Here is an 18,420-nt window from a genome sequence, read left to right as displayed (position 1 = left end):
CGGAGATCATTCGGTCAACGGCCGTGCCGTCCACCGCCGTTCGCCGCGCGCCGACGCATGGAACCGAACAGGACCGCCGCGCCGACCGTGAGCGTGGCGGCGCCGCCCATCGCGAGATACGACGTGCCGCTGTCGCCGCCCGTCTCGGCGAGGCTCTGCGAAGCGCCCGCCACCCGCACGGCGCCGGCCGGAACGCTCGCCGTCGCGGCAACCGGCTCCGCCGACGTGGCGGCGTCGTCGTCACCGTGCCCGTGGTGCTCGACCGTCGACCTGCCGGAGCCGTCCTCGATCTGCTCCTCGGAGGGTGCGGAGGCGCTCGGTGCGGGCGTCGAACCGCTCGCCGTCCCACCGGAGCCGCTCCCGCCCCCGAACGTCACGTCCGAGCAGGAGTAGAACGCCTCCGGACTGTCCGAGCGCTGCCAGACGGCGTACAGGAGCTGCCTGCCGGAGCGCTCGGGAAGCGTGCCGGAGAACGTGTAGAAGCCGCCCGAGGCGACCGGGTCGGTGGCCGTCGCGACCGGGTTCGACAGATCCAGGTCGTTCCAGGCCGGCGGCTGCGCCGGGTCGTAGCCCGGCTTGGTGAGGTACACCCTGAAGGTGCCCTTGTGCGGGGCGGTCACGCGGTACCTGAAGGTGTACGGCCCACTGCTCACGTTCGTCGCGGGCCAGTCGGCGCGGGCCAGGTCGAGCCCCTTGAACTCGTCGTTGTTCGCGCTGCACAGCCTGCCGTCCGGGATCAGCTCCTGGTGCCGCCCGTTCGCGTCGCCGATGCGGATGCCGTTCCAGTCGTAGAGCGCCTGGGTGCCTCCCCCAGAGGGGGTACCCCCAGCCGCGACCGCCGCCCTGCACGCGTCGGACCTCGGACTCTCGGGACCCTCCGCGTAGCACTGCGAGACCCGGCTGACCGGGTCGCCCATCGAGCCGTGCGCGGCCGCGGGCACGGCGGCCATCGCGGACAGGGCGAGCGGGGCCAGGCCGACGGCGACGACGGCCGTGGCCTTGCGGCGTTCGGGCATGAAGGAGCTCCTCGGAACCGGTACTGACTACGCCTTCGTATGGGCGCCGGATCAAAGAAACCGCGAAAACCCCAGCCTGTGACGGCCGGTGGCGATCTTTATGGCCCTCTTAAGGGAGTGCTGAGACGGAGATCAGGTAGGTAGCGTGCGGACATGACGAACGAGGAGATCCGACGCGCCGGAGCGGCCGACGTACCGACCGTCAAGGCCGTGACCGACGCGGCGTACGAGCACTACATCGAGCGCATCGGGCAGGTGCCGCGGCCCATGGAACGGGACCACGCGGCCAACGTCGCCGCGGGGCGGGTGTTCGTCACGGGCGACCCCGTGATCGGGCTCGTGGTGGTCGAGGAGTACCCGGACCATCTGTACCTCGACAACATCGCCGTCCGCCCCGACGCCCAGAGACAGGGCGTGGGCGGGCGGCTGCTGCGGTTCGTCGAGGCACACGCGCGTGCGCTGGGACTGCCCGAGGTCAGGCTCTTCACGAACGCGTTGATGTGGGAGAACCAGGAGATCTATCCGAAGTTCGGTTATGAGGTCGTGGAACGGCGAGTGGACGGGCCCTACGACCGCGTCCACTACCGCAAGCGACTGGTCTGACACGGAGCAGCATTGCCTGCCGCCGTCAGCCGTCGGGCCACCAGGTCCGCGCGATGTCCTTGCGGACCTCGGGTCGTCCCGCGGGGCGCTCGTCGGCCTCCTCGGGGAGTCGCCGGGCGTCAGTCCTCTTCAGGGGCTTCTGCACGGTGGTACGGCGCATGGCTGCCTCCTTCAAGACCTACCGAGTTCCGCGTTCTCACGGAGGTAGACCCTTTCGGGGAGAGTTCCTCATCGCTCACCGGTCTGTCAGTGGCGGCTGTCACGATTCGACTGTCAGTGGCGGGTGTCACTCTTGGGTGCATGACGGAGAACGGCGACGGCAGGGGCGGGGCGGCTGACGTGGACTGGGACGCCGAGGCGGGGTCCTTCGACGAGGAGCCGGACCACGGGTTGCGGGACCCCGAGGTGCGGAGGGCCTGGGCCGAGCGGCTGCGGGAGTGGCTGCCGGGGAGGGCGTCCGACGCCCTCGATCTCGGGTGCGGGACCGGAAGCCTGTCGCTCCTCGCGGCCGAGCAGGGACACCGGGTGACCGGGGTGGACCTTTCCCCGGCCATGGTGGAGCTCGCCCGCGCGAAACTCGCCGGGCGTGACGCGGTGTTCCTCGTCGGTGACGCCGCGGCGCCGCCGGTGGGGGAGCAGCGGTTCGATGTCGTCCTGGTGCGGCATGTGCTGTGGGCGCTGCCGGATGCCGGGCCGGCGCTGCGGCGGTGGTGGGGGTTGTTGCGGCCGGGTGGGCGGCTGGTGCTGGTGGAGGGGGTGTGGGGGGAGGCCGGTATACCGGCCGAGGTGGTGACCGGGTTGGTGGAGCCGCTCGGGGGGCGTGTGCGCGTGGAGCGGCTCTCCGGGGATTCCCTGTTGTGGGGGAAGGACGTGGATGACGAGCGGTACGTGGTGGTGGTGAGGGGCGACTAGGAGCTCGGGAGCCAGGGCGGTGTGTCGGCTGCGGGTGCGTCGTGGCTGGTCGCACCCCTGAAGCGGTGAGCCAGTGCCTCCAGCTCGTCCAGGGCTGCCGTTGCCGCCGACGCCGCCTCCGGGTCCCTCTGTGCCAGGCCGCTCTCCTCGAACTCGTCCTCGTCCAGGCGCAGCACCTCCGTGCCGTCCGCCGAGACCCACAGGTCCAGGTCCAGGTCCTCTACGACCAACTCGGCGCCGTCCAGCGTCGCCGGGCGGGTGATGTCGCAGTACCAGCCCTTCAGGGTGCCGTCCGAGGAGCGGACCTCCTTGACGGCGTACCAGCGGTCCCGCCAGTAGTGCTCGGTGAAGACGTCGCCCAGCTCGAAGCGGACGAAGCCGAAGTCGCGGACGCCCTCTCCCGCCCAGGGAGCGCGGACCGTGACGCGGGTGCCGTCGTCGGTGAGGAGCTCGGCCCCGTAACGGATCTTCGTGCGGCCCGCCTTGAGCAGGACGACGTCCACCCGCGGCAGGGGCTCACGTGAGTTCGCGGACATGGCGTACCTCCGTGGCGCAGATCTCGTATCCGAACCACTTGTTGATCGCGAGCATGGGTTCGTTGGCGGCGTCGTTGCCCGTCAGGGCCTCCGTGACGCCGGCGGCGCGGGCGCGGTGCAGGGAGGCGTTCTTGGTGAGCTTGGCGAGACCGCGCCCCCGGAAGGCGCGGGCCGTGCCCGTCATCGCGGTGGCGTAGCGGCCGGCGCCGTCGGTGTGGGCGGCGCTGAAGGCGGCAGGGCGGCCGTCGACGAAGGCGATCGTGGTCAGGGCGTGGTCGAGGAGGGGGTGCTTCCAGTTCTCCTCGATCCAGGCGTCGTAGTCCGTGAACTCGGTGTCCACGTCACTCGGTTCGTCCCCCGTGGTCTCCGCGTCCAGTTCGAAGAAGGGGCGCGGGTCGTCCGCGAGGTCGGCGGCGGTGCGCAGTTCGACGCCCGGGGGAAGGGGCTGGAGCGGGGGCAGCGTGCCGTTCGTCAGGTCCAGGCGCAGGAAGTGCGCGGCCCGGCTGGCCCGGTAGCCGTGCCGCTCGGCGAACACGCGGTTCTGCGGTTCGTCCAGGACCCAGGAGAACAGCCTGGTCGCCCCGTGCGCCGCCAGGTGCTCCTCGGCGGTGCGCACGAGGAGGGCGCCGGCGCCGCGCCGGGTGCGGTCCGGGCGTACGTAGATGTTGAGATAGCCCTGACCCGGCTCCGGGCTGTCGTGGGCGAGGCCGAGCTGCGCCGTGCCGATCACCTCGCCGTCCTCCTCGGCCGCGAGGGAGCGGTAGTGCGCTTCCGGAGGGGTGTGGACGAGGCGGTGCAGCACACCGGCCGGGGTCCACAGCACGAACGGGAGGGCCAGATGGCGGACGTGGGCGAAGCTCTCGACGTCGGCGGGGTCCTGTGGGCGCAGGTCGCGCACGATCACGGTCATGAGGGCGCACGTTACGTGGGGCCTGCGCACCCGTGCCTCTCATTTTCCGGCGCGTGCGGGACAATCGGCTCGTGACCTTGAAGATCCACATCGACGACAGCGCACCGCCGTACGAGCAGGTGCGGGTGCAGATCTCCGAGCAGGCGCGGGCGGGGGTGCTGCCGGTGGGATACCGGCTGCCGACCGTGCGGGGGCTCGCCGAGTCGCTCGGGCTCGCCGCGAACACCGTCGCCAAGGCGTACCGGGCGCTCGAGAGCGACGGAGTGATCGAGACGCGGGGCCGCAACGGCACGTTCGTGGCCGCCGCGGGCTCGGCCGCGGAACGGGAACTGGCGTCGGCCGCGCAGGCGTATGTCGAGCGGGCCCGGCGACTGGGCCTCACGGAGAACGACGCCTTGGCGGCCGTACGGGATGCGCTGCGGGCGGCTTACGGGGAGGGCTGAGAAAGGGAGGCGAACGTCTTCGCGTTGCGCACGGCGGCACCGTTCGGGTCGTTGTTGAAGTACACGTACACGTCCTCGTCCCCGGCCCAGGTCTCCCGGATCCGCTCGGCCCAGGTCTCAAGGGACCGTCTGCCGTAGTGCGGCCATGCCTGTGCCCGGCCCTCGTGGAGGCGGACGTACCCCCAGTCGGTGGTGCGCCAGAGCGGGGTCACCGGGCGGGCGCGGACGTCGGCCCAGCACAGGGCCGCGCCGCGGGTCTCCAGCACCTTGCGGGTCTGAGGCGTCCACCAGGACACGTGACGGGGTTCCACCGCGACCCGGGCCGACGAGGGGAAGCAGGCCAGGCAGGCGTCCAGCAGGCCCGGGTCGGCGCGCAGGGTCGGGGGGAGCTGGACGAGCACCGGGCCCAGCCGGGGGCCCAGCCCCTCCGCATGGCTCATCAGACGGTGCACCGGCTCCTGCGGGTCCTTCAGCCGCTTGATGTGGGTCAGGTACCGGCTCGCCTTCACCGCCACCACGAAGTCCCCCGGCACCCGCTCCCGCCACGCCTCGAAGGTCTCTCGCGTCGGCAGCCGGTAGAACGCGTTGTTGATCTCGACCGTCGGGAAGTGCGCCGTGTACTCCTCCAGCCAGAGCCGCACGGGGACGCCGTCGGGGTAGAGGACCCCTCGCCAGTCCTTGTACTGCCACCCCGACGTGCCGACGAACAAGGTCATACACCCATCAAAGCACTACAGGTACAGCCCCGCGTCCGCCCCGGGCCGCGGCTCCGGCACCGCCGTCGGTGAGGTCCCCCGGCGCAGCGCGTACAGCTCCGCCAGCGTCGCCCCCTCGCGGCCCACGCCCTCCTCGGTGCCGAGCCAGCTCACCGCCTCCCGGCGGGTCAGCGGGCCCACCTCGATGCGGGCCAGGCAGCGGCCGGGGCGGACCACGGCGGGGTGCAGGCGCTCCAGGTCCTCGTTGGTCGTGACGCCCACCAGAACGTTGCGTCCCTGGCCCAGCAGACCGTCGGTCAGGTTCAGCAGCCGCGACAGGGCCTGGCCCGCCGTGTGCTTGGCCTCGCCGCGGATCAACTCGTCGCAGTCCTCCAGGAGCAGCAGCCGCCAGCGGCCCTTGCCCGTCGAATCGTCCTCGCCGATCGCGATGTCCATGAGGTAGCCGACGTCGTTGAACAGCCGCTCCGGGTCCAGCACGCAGTCCACCTGGCACCAGTCCCGCCAGGAACGGGCCAGCGTGCGCAGGGCGGAGGTCTTGCCGGTGCCCGGCGGGCCGTGCAGCAGGAGCAGACGGCCCGCGATGTCCTCCGGGGTCGTCTTCATCAGGCCGTTCATCGCGTCCGCGACCGGCGCCGTGTAGTTCTGCCGGACCTCGTCCCAGGTGCCCGCGGAGATCTGCCGGGTCGTGCGGTGCGGGCCGCGCCTGGGAGAGACGTACCAGAAGCCCATCGTCACGTTCTCCGGCTGGGGTTCGGGCTCGTCCGCCGCGCCGTCGGTCGCCTGGTCGAGGACCTTCTTGGCCAGCTCGGCGTCGGTCGCCGTGACGGTGACGTCGGCGCCGCGGTTCCAGCGGGAGATCAGCACGGTCCAGCCGTCGCCCTCGGCGAGCGTCGCGCTGCGGTCGTCGTCGCGGGCGACGCGCAGCACCCGGGCGCCCGGCGGCAGGAGTGTGGCCCCGGTGCGGACCCGGTCGATGTTGGCCGCGTGGGAGTAGGGCTGCTCGCCCGTCGCGAAGCGGCCGAGGAACAGCGCGTCGACGACGTCGGACGGCGAGTCGCTGTCGTCGACGGTGAGCCGGATCGGCAGCGCGTCGTGTGGGTTCGCAGACATGCCGCCCATGATCCGGCACGGCACCCCCGTACGCACCCGGTTTCTGCGGTGCGTCGGTTGTGTCGCTCCTGTCCCGTGTTCCCGGTCTGTCCTCTACCTCCTGTTACAGAGCTGTGCATCTCCGACATCTGCCCCCACAGGTGTGTTCGCGGATACCGTTGCCCTCGATGGGACGTCATGGGTGGTATACGGGGGCACGGCGGTGGCGGCTCACCGCTCTGCTCGGTGTGGGCGCGGCGGCTCTGGCACTGATCGTGACCCTCCTCAACACGCTTCCGGGCAGCGGCGCGGGCACCGACGGCACCTCGCGCAACGGCGACAAGGTCCACGGCACCCCGACGACCACACCGGACGCGGACACGCCGGAGGTCGGCTGGGGCTTCACCCACACCCAGTTCAGCGCCGACGAGGGCAACTCCGAGGCCACCGAGCGGGTCGCGCAACGGATCGAGGGCGTGGGCGGACTCCCGCAGAACCAGCACATCATGGGCTGGGGCGCCGACAACCCCGAGCCGGTCAAGGGCCGTTACGACTTCGAGGACCTGGACCGGCGCATCGACTTCGTCCGCGCCTCCGGCTCCACACCGATCATCACCCTGTGCTGCGCGCCGGACTGGATGAAGGGCGGCGAGGCGGGCGTCGGCAACACCGACTGGAGCAAGGCGGCCCTGGAGACCGCCCCGGATCCCGCGCACTTCGAGGACTACGCCGCGCTCGCCGCGACCGTCGCCAAGCGGTACCCGGACGTACGCCACTTCATCGTCTGGAACGAGTTCAAGGGCTTCTGGAACAACGCCAGGTCCCGCTGGGACTACGAGGGTTACACCCGGCTCTACAACCTGGTCTACAAGGCGCTCAAGAAGGTCGACCCCAAGATCATGGTGGGCGGCCCGTATCTCGTGATGGACAGCGTCGACCCGCGCTCCGAGGACGCCTCCGCCACCTTCAAGGGGGCTTGGGGCGCGATGGACCAGCGGATCCTGGACGCCTTCGACTACTGGAACAGGAACAAGGCCGGCGCCGACTTCGTGGTCGTGGACGGCTCCAGCTACACCAACGACGACGAACTGCTGCCGAACGAGTTCGCCGCCACCGACAAGTTCACCGCGGTGAGCCGGTGGGTGCGGCAGCGGACCGGCAACCTGCCGCTGTGGTGGGCCGAGTACTACGTCGAGCCCGCCGACAGCAAGGACGAACGCGAGGGCTGGTCCGAGAACCGCAGGGTCGCGGTGCAGGCCGCCGGGATGATCGCGCTGGCCAGGGGCGGCACCACGTCCGCGCTCTACTGGAACCCGGAGAACGAGAAGGGCACGGCCTGCGCGGGCTGTCTGTGGACGCCGACCAGGGGCAGCGGCGGCGGGCGGGAGCTGCCCATGTTCGACCTCGTCAGCCGGTTCGGCAAGGCCTTCCCGCCGGGAACCACGTACCGGACCGTCTCCGTCGCCGCCGACGACGTGCCCAACGTCCGCGTCCTCGCCACCGACAGGACCGTCCTGGTGGTCAACACCCTCGACCGGAGGATCAGCGCACAGATCGACGGGAAGCGGTTCGACATGCAGGCGTACGAGGTCAAGTGGCTCAGCCGCTGACGGTGTCCCAGAACCCGCAGTGATGGCGCAGCCGCTCCGTGCGCGTCGGGACGACGTGGTCCGGTGCCAGGGACAACACCGTCCGCAGGGGCCAGCGGGGTGACGACGGACCGCCGGGGTCGCCGGTGCGGGCGAAGCGGGTCCAGTAGCCGATCATGGTGTCGGCGAGGCGGTGCTGTGCCGCGGTCAGGTCGCCGGGCCGGCCGCCCAGGTCGAAGAGGTACGGCAGTTCGCTCGCGTGCGAGGCGCCGAGCGGGAACGGCGGGGTGCCCGGGGTGAGCGGCGGAGCGTGCTCGTCGGCGAACTCGTACCGCCAGACGGGCACATGGGTGGCGAGCAGGTCGCCGGTGGCCGCCGTCGGGCAGGCGAAGTCGCCGTCGCCGATGACCGCGCCGAACACCGGGCCCCCGTCGGTCCGGTCCACTGGGTACTCGCGGACGATCGCCCTCGCCTGCCCGGGAGAGGGGAAGAAGGCGCTCACGATGTCGGGCCAGGTGTCGGGAGTCACGGGGTTGCCGGCCTGGACGATCCCGGCGGCCCAGCCGTTGCCCTCGTCGTGGTTGTCGCCGATCAGGACGGGGACGTGGTGGAAGCGGCCGGTGGCGATCGCCGCCGCGGGGTCGGCGGGCAGCAACGGGGTCGCGTAGGCGGGCTGTTGGTCGACGGCCTGGGCCGCGAGCAGCCGCGAGACGCGCACGTGACGCAGACACGCCAGGACATCGCGGGCGGAGCCGCAGCCGACCTCCGCCGCGAGACCGGCGCCCGCAGCCCGTGCCGTGGACAGGGGTACGGAGGACGGGGCGAACGGCCGGTCCTGACGACCGGTGCACGGACCGCTCTGGATGATCGCTCGGTCGAAGAGCCCCGCGGCGGCGGGTGAGGCGAGCTGGGCGCAGACGCTGTAGCCGCCCGCCGACTCGCCGGCCAGCGTCACGTTGCGCGCGTCGCCGCCGAAGGCGCCGATCTCGGAGCGGACCCAGCGCAGTGCCGCCTGCTGGTCGGCCAGGCCGAAGGTGCCGGAGCCGGGCAGCCCGTCGTGTGCGAGGAAGCCCAGGGCGCCGAGGCGGTAGTCGACGGTGACGACCACGACGTCGCCACGGGTGGCCATGCGGTGGGCGTCGTACGAGCTGCCCGCTCCGGTGGTGAGGCCGCCGCCGTGCAGCCATACGATCACCGGCCGCGGGCGGGCCGGTCGGGCGCCGTCGGGCGTCGTGACGCCGAGGTGGAGACAGTCCTCGTCGGTGCTGCCCCCGGGCACCTCACCGGCCGGTTGCGGGCAGGCGCTCGCGGGCCGGGTCGCGTCCCGTCCCCCGGACCAGGGGGCCGGACGGTGGGGCGGGGTCCAGCGCAGCCGGCCGACCGGGGGTACCGCGTAGGGGATGCCGTCGAAGGTGCGGTAGCCGTCGTGGACGGCCCCACGCACCAGCCCGTCGCGGGTGTGCACGGTCGTCGAAGGCGAAGGCGAAGGCGAGGTCGAGGTCGAGGTCGAGACGGCTGTCGTGAGCGTGGCCGTCAGGGCGCAGCCCAGGAGGGTCGTCAGGACGCGGTGTGTGGTCATGGTCTCCCCGTTCGGTCAGCCGCCGCCCATGCCGCCCTGTGCGGCGATCATGGTCGTCGGCAGGTTTCGTACGGCCTTCTCCAGGCCGGGCGCGAGGGCGCCGAGGGTCCTCGTGCAGGCGTCGATACGGGACCGGAAGATCTTCCGGTCCCGCCGTGACACGACCGAGCGGACCCCGCCGGTCGCGGCCAGCGCCAGCAGGACGGCGTCGGCGGCCGGAATCTCCAGCACGGGAGCGTTCCCGTGCAGCGCCGTGGACACGCGGGCGTGCAGCGAGGCCGGCAGGGCGCGGTCCGGCACGGTCAGCCGCCGGGTGCCGAAGCGGGTGCGCGGCGGCTTCACGGTGAGGAGCCCCGCCGCGGCGAGTCGGTCCTCCACCTCGGTCAGGGTCCGCTTGCGATGGCGGCGCACCAAGTGCTTCCAGCCGTGCCCGCCGGCCGCGTCGCGCAGGACGCCGTCCAGGACGGGATCGCCGGCCGGTTCCGTGCCGGACACGATGACCTCGCCGTCCGCCTCCGCGAGCCGGCCGCGCATCGCGAGGTCGGCCAGAGCGGCGGCACGGACCAGCAGCTCCGTGCGGGAACGGTCGAAGGGGCCTTCGGCCGTGTCGTCGTGGGCGAGCAGATACATGAGGCACGCCAGGTCGTCGATCACATCTCGACGGTAGGGTCGGCCGCCCGGGCCGCGGATCGGCCGCACGAAGGGTCCGGCACTGGGAACACAGGAGGACCGCCGCCCGGTCTCCTCCCTGAGGAGGAGGACGGTGTCAGGGGCGGCGCGGGCGCACGAGGCCGTGGTCGTAGGCGGCGACGACGGCCTGGACGCGGTCGCGCAGACCGAGTTTGCGCAGCACCGCGGTGACGTGGTTCTTGACAGTGGCCTCCGACAGCCGCAGCCGCCCGGCGATCTCCGCGTTCGACAACGCCTGCCCGATCAGGGTGAGCACCTCCCGCTCACGGCCGGAGAGGCCGGTCAGGGAGGGCGGCGGCGCCGGGTCGGGCGTGGTGCGCAGGAAACGGTCGAGGACGCGGCCGAGCACGGACGGCGCCAGCAGCGCGTCGCCGCGCGCGGTGACCCGGATCGCGTCGACGAGCTCGGCGGGACGGATGTCCTTCAGCAGGAAGCCGCTCGCCCCGGCCCGCAGGGCGTCGACCACATGCGCGTCCACGTCCCACGTGGTGAGCACGAGCACCCGGGCGGCACTGCCCGACTCCGCGATCCGCCGGGTCGCCTCGATACCGTCCACGACGGGCATGCGTACGTCCATCAGCACCACGTCGGGCGCCAGTTCCCGCGTCAGCCGCACCGCCTCCAGGCCGTCGCAGGCCTCACCGACCACCTCCAGGCCGTCCCGGGCATCGATGATCATGCGGAACCCGGTACGCACCAGGGCCTGGTCGTCGGCCACCACCACCCGCAGGGTCATGACACCCGCTCCACCGGCAGCCGTGCCGCCACCTCGAAGCCGCCCCCGGCCAGCGGACCGGCGCGCAGACTGCCGCCCACGAGCCGTGCGCGCTCCTTCATCCCCAGCAGGCCCCGTCCCGCCCCCGGCGCCGAACCGCCCTGCACCTCACGCCCGTTGTCGGTCACCGTGACCCTCACGCAGTCCTCCTCGGCCATCACGCGCACCCGCACCTCGTCGGCGCCGGCCGCGTGCCGCAGCGCGTTGGTGAGGGCCTCCTGGACGATCCGGTACCCCGCCAGGTCCACCGCGGCCGGCAGTCCGCCGGTGACGCCCTCGCGGTGCACGTGCACGGTCATCCCGGTAGCGCGCACGCTGTCGGCCAGCTCGTCGAGGCGCGCGAGCGAGGGCCCCGGATCCCGTCGCTCGCCGGGCTCACCCGCCTCCACCTCCGCCTCGGGGCGGAACGCCCGCAGCAGCAGGCGCAGTTCGCCGAGTGCCGAGCGGGCACCCGTCTCGATGGCCCGCAGTGCCGCACGCGCCTGTTCGGGCCGGTCGGTGAACACGTCGTCGGCGGCGCCCGCCTGGACGACCATCACCGACAGGGTGTGCGCCACGACGTCGTGCACTTCGCGCGCGATCCGCGCCCGCTCCTCCACCACCGCCCGGCGCATCTCCGCCCGCGTCCGCTCCCGCTGCGCCCGGCGCCACTGACCCGCGGTCCACGCCAGGGCCACGGTCAGCAGATACACCGCCAGTCCCGCGGGCCCGCCCGCACCGAACGCCAGTGGTGCGGGCAGGCACATCGCCGCGAGCGCCCACGCCGACACCCGTCGCGGCCTGATGGCCGACAGCACGCACAACGAGATCTGCGCCGCGAGCAATGCCCCCGTCAAGGTCACTTCGGCCAGCAGCCCCCACACCGCGAGCCCCGTCACCGCGTTCACGGCCAGTACGCGTGCCGGGGCCCGTGCCTGCCACCGCAGGGCCCACACCTGGGCCAGGACCAGGGCCACGGCGAAGGGCAGCCGCCGCCCGTGGTCCGTGCCGGCGACGAGCACCGAGGTGCCGAGGACGGCGAGCACCGTCCCGGCCGACCCCCGCCACAGCCTCCGGGCCGTCCGGGGCGACAGCTCGCCCCGGACCTCACCGGCGAACACCTCGTCCGGCCGCTGACTGCTGAGGTCCACGTCCCGAGCCTATCGGCGCCTACTTCATCGTCAGGAACCGCTGCACCAGCGCCGCCAGGAACACCGCGAGCAGCGGCAGCGCGAACCAGAAGCTGCTCTGCAGCCACCGCAGCTGCCGCACCCCCGGCCGCACCGCGACCCGCACCACCTCACGAGCCGAGAGCAGCAGGATCAGCGCCAGCGCGGCCAGCGCCCCCACCACCGACCAGGGTGTCCAGGTGATCTGCGGCCCGATCGGCCCCGGATCGGCCTTCGGGACCTTCCCGGCGGGCTGGTCCCGCAGGGCGTACATGATGACGTCGTCGTTGGTGAGGACCCGCTTGAGCTCCTTGCGGCTGTCGAGGTTGTCGAGCAGCCGCGGCTCCCACGTCCCCGAATAGCCCACGTCGAGGCGCAGATACGTGACCTGACTGACGTTGACCATCAGATACGAGTTCGGGCCCGCGTCCTTCAGCGCCTTGACCAGCCCGGACACCAGCACCGGGTCGGTCGGCGCCAGCGTCGGCACGTACGACACCTTCTCCATGTCCTGCGCGCCCCACGGCATCGCCGGCGTCACGTTGTTCAACGTGTCGTTGGACAGCCACAGCAGCCGGACCGTCGGATCGTCGTGGGCGTACACGTATTCCATGGCGGCGACCTCGCCGGGCTGGATCCGCTCGAACGGCTCGTTGCCCCACCGGGCCACCAGGAAGCCGCCGACGAGCAGCAGACCCGCCATGAGCGCGGCCACCGGGGCGAGGCTGACCCGGTCCTTCTCGCGCTCCTTCGCGGTGACCCCGGTACGCGGGAAGAGCGCCAGCGCGGCGAGCAGGCCGGCGCCCGGCAGGGCGAACATGAAGACCCGCAGCGCCATCTCGCCGCCGTAGGACTGCATGCCGAAGCCGAGGAACGGCACGAAGGTCAGGACGAGCAGGGCGGCTTCCCGGTACTTGTGGTCGCGGCGGCGCCACCAGCCGTAGCAGGCCAGCGCCATGACCCCGCCGGCCAGCAGCACGCGTACGTACAGGACCAGCTTGTGGGTCGAACTGCCGCCCTCGATACGGCCGGAGACCGACGAGGAGACGTTGCCGCCGACGCCGCCGACCCCGCCGAACAGGTCGTCGAAGTGTCCCGACCAGTACGGCTCGGCCATCCAGCCGATCCAGGCGGCGACCATGACGGCGAACAGGACGGGCAGACCGCGCAGTTCGCTGCGGCCGATCAGGACGAGCACCGCCAGCACGCCGAGCATCACGAACGGGGTGAGTTGGTGGGCGGGCACGCTCGTCGCGAACAGCCCGATCAACACCGCGAGCAGAAGGGCGCGTTGGCGGCGGTTGGTCGGCTCGACCTCCGCCTCGCCGGGCCGCCTCTTCGTCCAGATCACGCGCGGGGCGCGGAACCAGACGAGCAAGATCGCCACGAACACCAGGTACAGCAGATAGGTGAAGCCCTGCGGGGAGAAGTAGTCCTGGCCGACCCAGCCGCTGAGCACGAAGATCCAGATGCCGGTCCACTTGGCCCGCCAGCTCGCCCGCATGTGCCTCACGAGCAGGAACATCGGTACCAGGTAGGCGAGTTGGATCGCCGTCGGCCACCAGCGGATGATCTCGGTGAAGTCCGTGACCCCGCAGGCCTGCGCGACGAACGCGGCCGCCGCGAAGAAGCCCGGCCAGCTCCAGCGGGCATCCAGGTCGGGCACGGCGGAGCCGGTCCGGTCGATGTAGTCGATGAACCCGAGGTGCTGCCAGGCCGTCGCGAACCGCGGCTCCGCCTCGATCACCCCCGGCAGCGCGTGCAGCGAGAACACGGTCGCCACCAGCGTGACCAGCAGCAGTGCCTTGTGCTCGCGGCCCAGCCAGAGCAGCGAGGCGAAGACCACGACCAGCAGGGCCGCCCCGGCCAGTGTGGGCAGCGGCAGGACCGAGATCAGCCCGAGCCCGCCCATCCGGTCCAGGTCGGCCTCGCCCAGGCTGAGCGCCGGCACCCAGTACAGGAGCAGTGCGACGCCCAGCAGGCAGCCGAGGAACACCCCGAGCCAGGTGGGCTGCAGTCGTTCCCGCAAGGAGAGGGGCCGCGGCGGCTCCGCGGACCGTGGCACCTCCTCCGGTACGGCGGGCTCCTCCGGTACGTCGACCTCCTTGCCCGCGTCGAAGGACACCTCGAACGGCGCGTCCACCTCGGTCTCGGACGGACCCACCGAGGAATCGGACCCTGGTTCCCGCTCTTCCACGGGCAGCCCGAGTTCGGGCAGCTTCTGCAGCGCCCACGTCGGCCGGTCGCGCGGCACACCGGGCACCGGGGTGCCGGTGGGCGGAGTGCCGGGGCCCGGGCGTACGTCGGGACGGCGTTCCTGGTGGTCGAAGTCGACGTGGATACCCAGCGCGAGGGTGTCCTGGTCGAGCGCCCAGCCGGGTCGGCGGGTGCGGCCCGCGGCCGGTACCTCGCGCGCCCCGAGGTCGGCGAGGTCGCCGTCGGGAGCCGCGCTCGCCGGCAGCTCGGGGGCCGGTGCGAGCCGGATCGTCCGGTACAGCTTGGGCGCCGCGATCGAGACGATCACCGCGAGCGAGGAGATCTCGGCGACACCCGCTCCGGTCAGCCCCATGCGGGGCAGGAGCAGCAGCGTCAGACCGAGCACCAGCACACACAACAGGCCCTGCAGCCAGGCGAGTCCGGAGGTGCGGCTCTGCGCGCGCAGCACCGCGAAGTACGTCTCCATGACGACCCGCAGCACCGCGCCGACGGCGAACCAGCGCAGCAGCGGGGTGGCCGCGTCCGCGTAGCCCGATCCGAACACACCGAGGATCCAGGGCGCCCCGAAGAACAGGATGCCGGCCACCGGCAGCATGATCCGCGCCATCCGCTTCAGCGCGGCACGGGTGTTGGCGGCCAGGCGCCCCGGGTCGTGCGAGCCCTCGACGGTCAGGGAGGCGCCCATGTTGATGGCGAGCAGGTTGCAGGTGCCGCCGATCGTCGTGGTGATGTAGAAGTACGCGTTGTCCTGGGAGCTGACCTGCGAGGCCACGATCACCGGGACCAGATAGACCACGGCGAGCGAGAACAGCGAGCCGGTGTAGTCGCCCGCGAGGAAGCGCCCGATCTCCCTGAGGGAGGGCGGCTTCGCGTGGTCCTCGGTCGCCTTCACATGGCGCGGTGCCAGGCGCCGGAACACCATCCAGCCCAGCGGCAGCACGGAGACCGCGATCGCAGCGACCCACGACACGAAGACACCGGCCGTCGGGATCGCCACCGCGAACGCGACCAGCAGCCCCAGCTTCACCGCGGAGAACACGGTGTTGCCGACCGGCACCCACAGCGCGCTGCGCAGCCCGGTCAGCACGCCGTCCTGGAGCGTGAGCACATTCCAGGCGACGACTGCCGCGATGAAGCCGAGGCCGTTCACCGGTCCGTGCAGGAAGCGGTACGACGGCCCCCACGCGTCCAGGGTGAGCAGGAAGGCGACCGCGGCGATGGCCACGAGCACCGAACTGCCCGCGTACGTGCGGGCGATGAGACGCCCGGTGGCCCGGCCCGCGACCGGTATGAAGCGGGCCAGCGCCCCGGTCAGGGTCACCGCGGTCAGTCCCGCGAGGAGTTTCATCGCGGCGATCGCGGCGGAACCCTGGCCGACCGCCGACTCGGAGTAGTAGCGGGCGGCCGCCAGCCAGAAGCCGAGGCCCAGCACCGCGGAGATACCGGTGTTGAGCATCAGCGCGTAGGCGTTGCGGAACAGCTGGTTGCCGCCGCCCGCACCCCTGCCCAGTCCGGGCAGCCGAAGACGGCGCCCCGACTGCTCGGGCGCCTTCGCCGCGGTCGACTCGGGCTCGGTCGTGGTCGTCGTGTCAGACACGGGAACGGGAGACCTTCCGGCGGACCTGTCGTGCTCTTCGGACCAACGCGTACCCCTTGGTGAGGGCACGGTCCCTGGCGAAGTCCCGGGCGATCGCCCGGCCCTGGACGAGCCGCTCGAACTCCTCGGCCGTGGTGCCGCGCCGCACGGTGAGGCGGGTGAGCGCGTACGGCCCCTGGCGGCGCCGTGCGAGGCCGTTGTTCACGGCGAGCGCCTGGCCGTACCCCGTCTCGCGCACCGCCTCGCGGACCCGGCGGCTGGAATAGCCGTACGGATAGGCGAGCGAAGCCGGCGCGGTGCCGAGTTCGTCGGTGACGATCTCCCTGGAGTGGATCAGCTCGTGGCGCAGCGCGGTGTCGTCGAGCTGGTCGAGCTGCGGGTGCGTGTGGGTGTGGCCGCCGATCTCGACGTCCGCCGTGGCGAGTTCGCGGACCTGGTCCCAGTCCAGCATGGTGTCCAGTCCGCCGCCCATGTCGTACGGCCCCCGGATCCAGCCCGTGGAGACGAACACCGTGGCCGTGAAGCCGTGCTTGGCGAGCACGGGCAGGGCGTGCCGGTGGACGCCCTCGTAGCCGTCGTCGAAGGTGATCAGGACGGGCCGTTCGGGCAGCGACCGGCCGTCGCGCCAACGCGCCGCGAGATCAGCCGTCTTGACCGGCGTGAGTCCCAACTCTCCGACGAGCTCCATCTGCTGGGCGAAGGACTCGGGGGACACCGACAGCACCCGGGTGGCGTCGTTCGGGTCGGTGGCGACCGCGTGGTACATGAGGATCGGTACGGGCGGCTCAGCCATCTCTCTCCCCCTGTATCTCCACGACCGAGAACGTGGCTCCGCCCCGCCGCGCCCGGAGGGTGCCGACCACATACCCGCCGGCCGCGGTGAGCACCCCGGCGACGATCGCGCCCGCCCGGCCCGCGCCGCCCGGCCGGGACAGCGCGGCGTCCCGCAGCCCGCGTACCACCCCGGACGGCAACACCCTGGTGGCGTACCGGCGCTCCGACTCAAGTCCCTTGTCCGCACCCACACTTCGGGCCACCAGAGCCTTGGACAGGCCCTCCGCGTACGCACGCGTGCGGAAGTACCCGAAGTGCTCGCGCGCCTCGGGCACCCGGTGGTGGATCACCGCCCGGTCGTCGATCAGCAGGACCGCGTCCGCTCTGGCCCGGCTCAGCCGGATGCACAGCTCCGTCTCCTCGCAGCCCAGCGGGCGCTTGTCGCCGTCCCGCCCGATGCCGGTGGCGAAGCCGCCCGCCGCGTCGAAGGCGCTGCGGCGGAAGGAGGCGTTGCCGCCGAGGACGTTGCGCACCCGGACCAGGCCGGACGGGATGCCCTTGTAGGTGCAGCCGACCACCCAGTCGAACTCCTCCGGGAACCAGGCGGGCCGGCGTCCCGACGCCCAGATCGGCACCGTACGGCCGCCGACCGCCATGACGTGCGGGTCCGCGTATCCCGAGGCGAAGTGGCGCAGCCAGTCCTGCTCGGCGACCGCGTCGTCGTCCAGGAAGGCGATCACCTCGCCGCGCGAGGCGGCGATCCCGGTGTTGCGGCCCGCGGACAGGCCACGGGGGCCCGCGTTGGCGAACACGCGGACCTCCCCGACCTCCTTGTACTCCTTGGTCAGCCGGTCCAGGAGCGCCGGATTGTGGTCGACGACCAGCAGCGTCTCCAGGGCGGGGTACGACTGCGTCCGCACCGAGGCGACCGCCGCGAGGATGTCCTCCCAGCGGTCCTCGGTGTACACGCAGATCACGACGGAGATGTCGGGATCGCTCAAGACACCTCTCCCCGGACCGAGTCGAGCATCGGCGAGCGATGGGCGCGGCGGCGCAGCGCACGCCGGTTGGACCGCTCCCCGAGGATCACGTTGAGCACCCGGAACCCGTCCCGGACGGCCCGCAGATTGCTCGCGCCGTGGATGCGGAGGTACTCGTAGCTCGGAATCTCCTGCACCTTGAGCCCCGCCTTGACGACCCGGATGTTCATCAGGGTCTCCACCTCGAAGCCCGTGCAGTCGAGGTCGATCTTGTCGAGGCAGTGCCGCCAGAAGGCGTTGTACCCGTAGCAGAGATCCGTGTAGCGGGCGCCGAACTTGCGGTTGACGATGGTGCACAGCGCCCAGTTGCCGAGCTTGCGGATGAAGGTCATGTCGTCGGTGCCGCCGCCGTTGGCGAAGCGGGACCCCTTGGCGAAGTCCGCGCCCGAGACGAGGGCGGAGACGTAGGAGACGATCTCGTTGCCGTCGGCCGAGCCGTCCGCGTCGATCATGACGACGATGTCACCGGTGCAGGCCTCGAACCCGGTGATCAGGGCGTCCCCCTTGCCCTTGCCGTGCTGCTTGACGACCTTCACCTCGGGCCACAGCTCGCGGGCCACCGCGACGGTGTCGTCCGTGGAGTTGCCGTCCACCAGCACCACTTCGTGGATCCAGTCGGGCAGCGTCTTGAAGACGTACGGAAGGTTCTCCGCCTCGTTCATGGCGGGTATGACGACACTCACCGGTGGCGTGATGGCCAGGTGAGTGGAGATGGGCCGGTACTGGCTGGCTGTCGGCACATCCTGGCCCGCAGCCGCCGGGCGCAGAACTGAACTCATGAGTCTG

18 protein-coding genes are annotated in these 18,420 nt (G+C 71.9%); 4 read left to right on the top strand and 14 right to left on the bottom strand.

The window, feature by feature from the left end; genetic code table 11:
* Nucleotides 1–14: 14 nt before the first annotated feature.
* A complete protein-coding gene (locus ABZT06_RS25325; RefSeq protein WP_355745066.1) occupies nt 15–1,016 on the bottom strand; it encodes a lytic polysaccharide monooxygenase in 1,002 nt (333 codons plus the stop codon).
* Between the two features lie 153 nt (nt 1,017–1,169).
* Between ABZT06_RS25325 and ABZT06_RS25320 the strand changes: the two genes are divergently transcribed.
* On the top strand, nt 1,170–1,619 hold the full coding sequence (locus ABZT06_RS25320) for a GNAT family N-acetyltransferase (RefSeq protein WP_355745063.1): 450 nt from the start codon (nt 1,170–1,172) through the stop codon (nt 1,617–1,619).
* A gap of 25 nt (nt 1,620–1,644) precedes the next feature.
* On the opposite strand, the gene ABZT06_RS25315 is transcribed toward ABZT06_RS25320, so the two are convergent.
* Nucleotides 1,645–1,779: a hypothetical protein gene (locus ABZT06_RS25315; RefSeq protein ID WP_020117828.1), complete on the bottom strand. Its 135-nt coding sequence runs from the start codon at nt 1,777–1,779 to the stop codon at nt 1,645–1,647.
* 140 nt (nt 1,780–1,919) lie between these two features.
* Between ABZT06_RS25315 and ABZT06_RS25310 the strand changes: the two genes are divergently transcribed.
* Nucleotides 1,920–2,531 carry a class I SAM-dependent methyltransferase gene (locus ABZT06_RS25310; protein ID WP_355745059.1) on the top strand — a complete coding sequence of 204 codons (612 nt, stop codon included), beginning with the start codon at nt 1,920–1,922 and terminating at the stop codon, nt 2,529–2,531.
* On the opposite strand, the gene ABZT06_RS25305 is transcribed toward ABZT06_RS25310, so the two are convergent.
* Both ABZT06_RS25305 and ABZT06_RS25300 read right to left on the bottom strand, forming a co-directional pair.
* Complete coding sequence (locus ABZT06_RS25305) at nt 2,528–3,067, bottom strand: DUF402 domain-containing protein (protein ID WP_355745056.1); 540 nt, start codon at nt 3,065–3,067, stop codon at nt 2,528–2,530. The genes ABZT06_RS25310 and ABZT06_RS25305 overlap by 4 nt on opposite strands.
* A complete protein-coding gene (locus tag ABZT06_RS25300) occupies nt 3,048–3,977 on the bottom strand; it encodes a GNAT family N-acetyltransferase (RefSeq protein ID WP_355745052.1) in 930 nt (309 codons plus the stop codon). The genes ABZT06_RS25305 and ABZT06_RS25300 overlap by 20 nt, the downstream gene beginning before the upstream one ends.
* Before the next feature lie 71 nt (nt 3,978–4,048).
* Here ABZT06_RS25300 and ABZT06_RS25295 point away from each other — a divergent pair, with 71 nt between their 5' ends.
* Nucleotides 4,049–4,420, top strand: a complete 372-nt coding sequence (locus ABZT06_RS25295) for a GntR family transcriptional regulator (protein ID WP_355745049.1) — start codon at nt 4,049–4,051, stop codon at nt 4,418–4,420.
* Here the strand turns inward: ABZT06_RS25295 and ABZT06_RS25290 are convergent.
* Together ABZT06_RS25290 and ABZT06_RS25285 are read right to left on the bottom strand one after the other, a co-directional pair.
* Nucleotides 4,405–5,136 (bottom strand): DUF72 domain-containing protein, encoded by a 732-nt coding sequence (locus ABZT06_RS25290; protein WP_355745046.1) that lies wholly within the window; start codon nt 5,134–5,136, stop codon nt 4,405–4,407. The genes ABZT06_RS25295 and ABZT06_RS25290 overlap by 16 nt on opposite strands.
* A gap of 15 nt (nt 5,137–5,151) precedes the next feature.
* Nucleotides 5,152–6,246, bottom strand: a complete 1,095-nt coding sequence (locus ABZT06_RS25285; RefSeq protein WP_355745043.1) for a DUF5925 domain-containing protein — start codon at nt 6,244–6,246, stop codon at nt 5,152–5,154.
* Between the two features lie 167 nt (nt 6,247–6,413).
* On the opposite strand from ABZT06_RS25285, the gene ABZT06_RS25280 reads away from it, so the two are divergent.
* Entirely contained in the window at nt 6,414–7,835 is a 1,422-nt protein-coding gene (locus ABZT06_RS25280) for a xylan 1,4-beta-xylosidase (protein WP_355745040.1), read from the top strand.
* On the opposite strand, the gene ABZT06_RS25275 is transcribed toward ABZT06_RS25280, so the two are convergent.
* The 8 genes from ABZT06_RS25275 to ABZT06_RS25240 all read right to left on the bottom strand — a co-directional run bounded on the left by ABZT06_RS25275 (nt 7,825) and on the right by ABZT06_RS25240 (nt 18,413).
* A complete protein-coding gene (locus ABZT06_RS25275; RefSeq protein WP_355745037.1) occupies nt 7,825–9,393 on the bottom strand; it encodes a carboxylesterase family protein in 1,569 nt (522 codons plus the stop codon). The genes ABZT06_RS25280 and ABZT06_RS25275 overlap by 11 nt on opposite strands.
* Nucleotides 9,394–9,408: 15 nt before the next feature.
* Nucleotides 9,409–10,047 carry a GPP34 family phosphoprotein gene (locus ABZT06_RS25270; RefSeq protein WP_355745034.1) on the bottom strand — a complete coding sequence of 213 codons (639 nt, stop codon included), beginning with the start codon at nt 10,045–10,047 and terminating at the stop codon, nt 9,409–9,411.
* A 112-nt stretch (nt 10,048–10,159) separates the two neighbouring features.
* Nucleotides 10,160–10,819 (bottom strand): response regulator transcription factor, encoded by a 660-nt coding sequence (locus ABZT06_RS25265; protein ID WP_355745031.1) that lies wholly within the window; start codon nt 10,817–10,819, stop codon nt 10,160–10,162.
* Nucleotides 10,816–11,988 (bottom strand): sensor histidine kinase, encoded by a 1,173-nt coding sequence (locus ABZT06_RS25260; RefSeq protein WP_355745028.1) that lies wholly within the window; start codon nt 11,986–11,988, stop codon nt 10,816–10,818. Before ABZT06_RS25260 ends, ABZT06_RS25265 begins: the two co-directional genes overlap by 4 nt.
* A 19-nt stretch (nt 11,989–12,007) precedes the next feature.
* Entirely contained in the window at nt 12,008–15,820 is a 3,813-nt protein-coding gene (locus ABZT06_RS25255; RefSeq protein WP_355745025.1) for a polysaccharide biosynthesis C-terminal domain-containing protein, read from the bottom strand.
* Nucleotides 15,813–16,613: a polysaccharide deacetylase family protein gene (locus ABZT06_RS25250; protein WP_355745022.1), complete on the bottom strand. Its 801-nt coding sequence runs from the start codon at nt 16,611–16,613 to the stop codon at nt 15,813–15,815. Before ABZT06_RS25250 ends, ABZT06_RS25255 begins: the two co-directional genes overlap by 8 nt.
* The gene (locus ABZT06_RS25245; RefSeq protein ID WP_355745020.1) at nt 16,606–17,595 is read right to left on the bottom strand and encodes a glycosyltransferase family 2 protein; all 990 of its coding nucleotides are present in this window, start codon (nt 17,593–17,595) and stop codon (nt 16,606–16,608) included. The genes ABZT06_RS25250 and ABZT06_RS25245 overlap by 8 nt, the downstream gene beginning before the upstream one ends.
* Nucleotides 17,592–18,413: a glycosyltransferase family 2 protein gene (locus ABZT06_RS25240; protein WP_355745017.1), complete on the bottom strand. Its 822-nt coding sequence runs from the start codon at nt 18,411–18,413 to the stop codon at nt 17,592–17,594. The genes ABZT06_RS25245 and ABZT06_RS25240 overlap by 4 nt, the downstream gene beginning before the upstream one ends.
* Nucleotides 18,414–18,420: the final 7 nt, after the last annotated feature.

The organism is Streptomyces sp. NPDC005483 (assembly GCF_040606035.1).
Classification (GTDB): Bacteria; Actinomycetota; Actinomycetes; order Streptomycetales; family Streptomycetaceae; genus Streptomyces.
The sequence above is the reverse complement of the archived record's forward strand: the minus strand, read 5'-3'. Positions and strand labels throughout refer to the sequence as shown.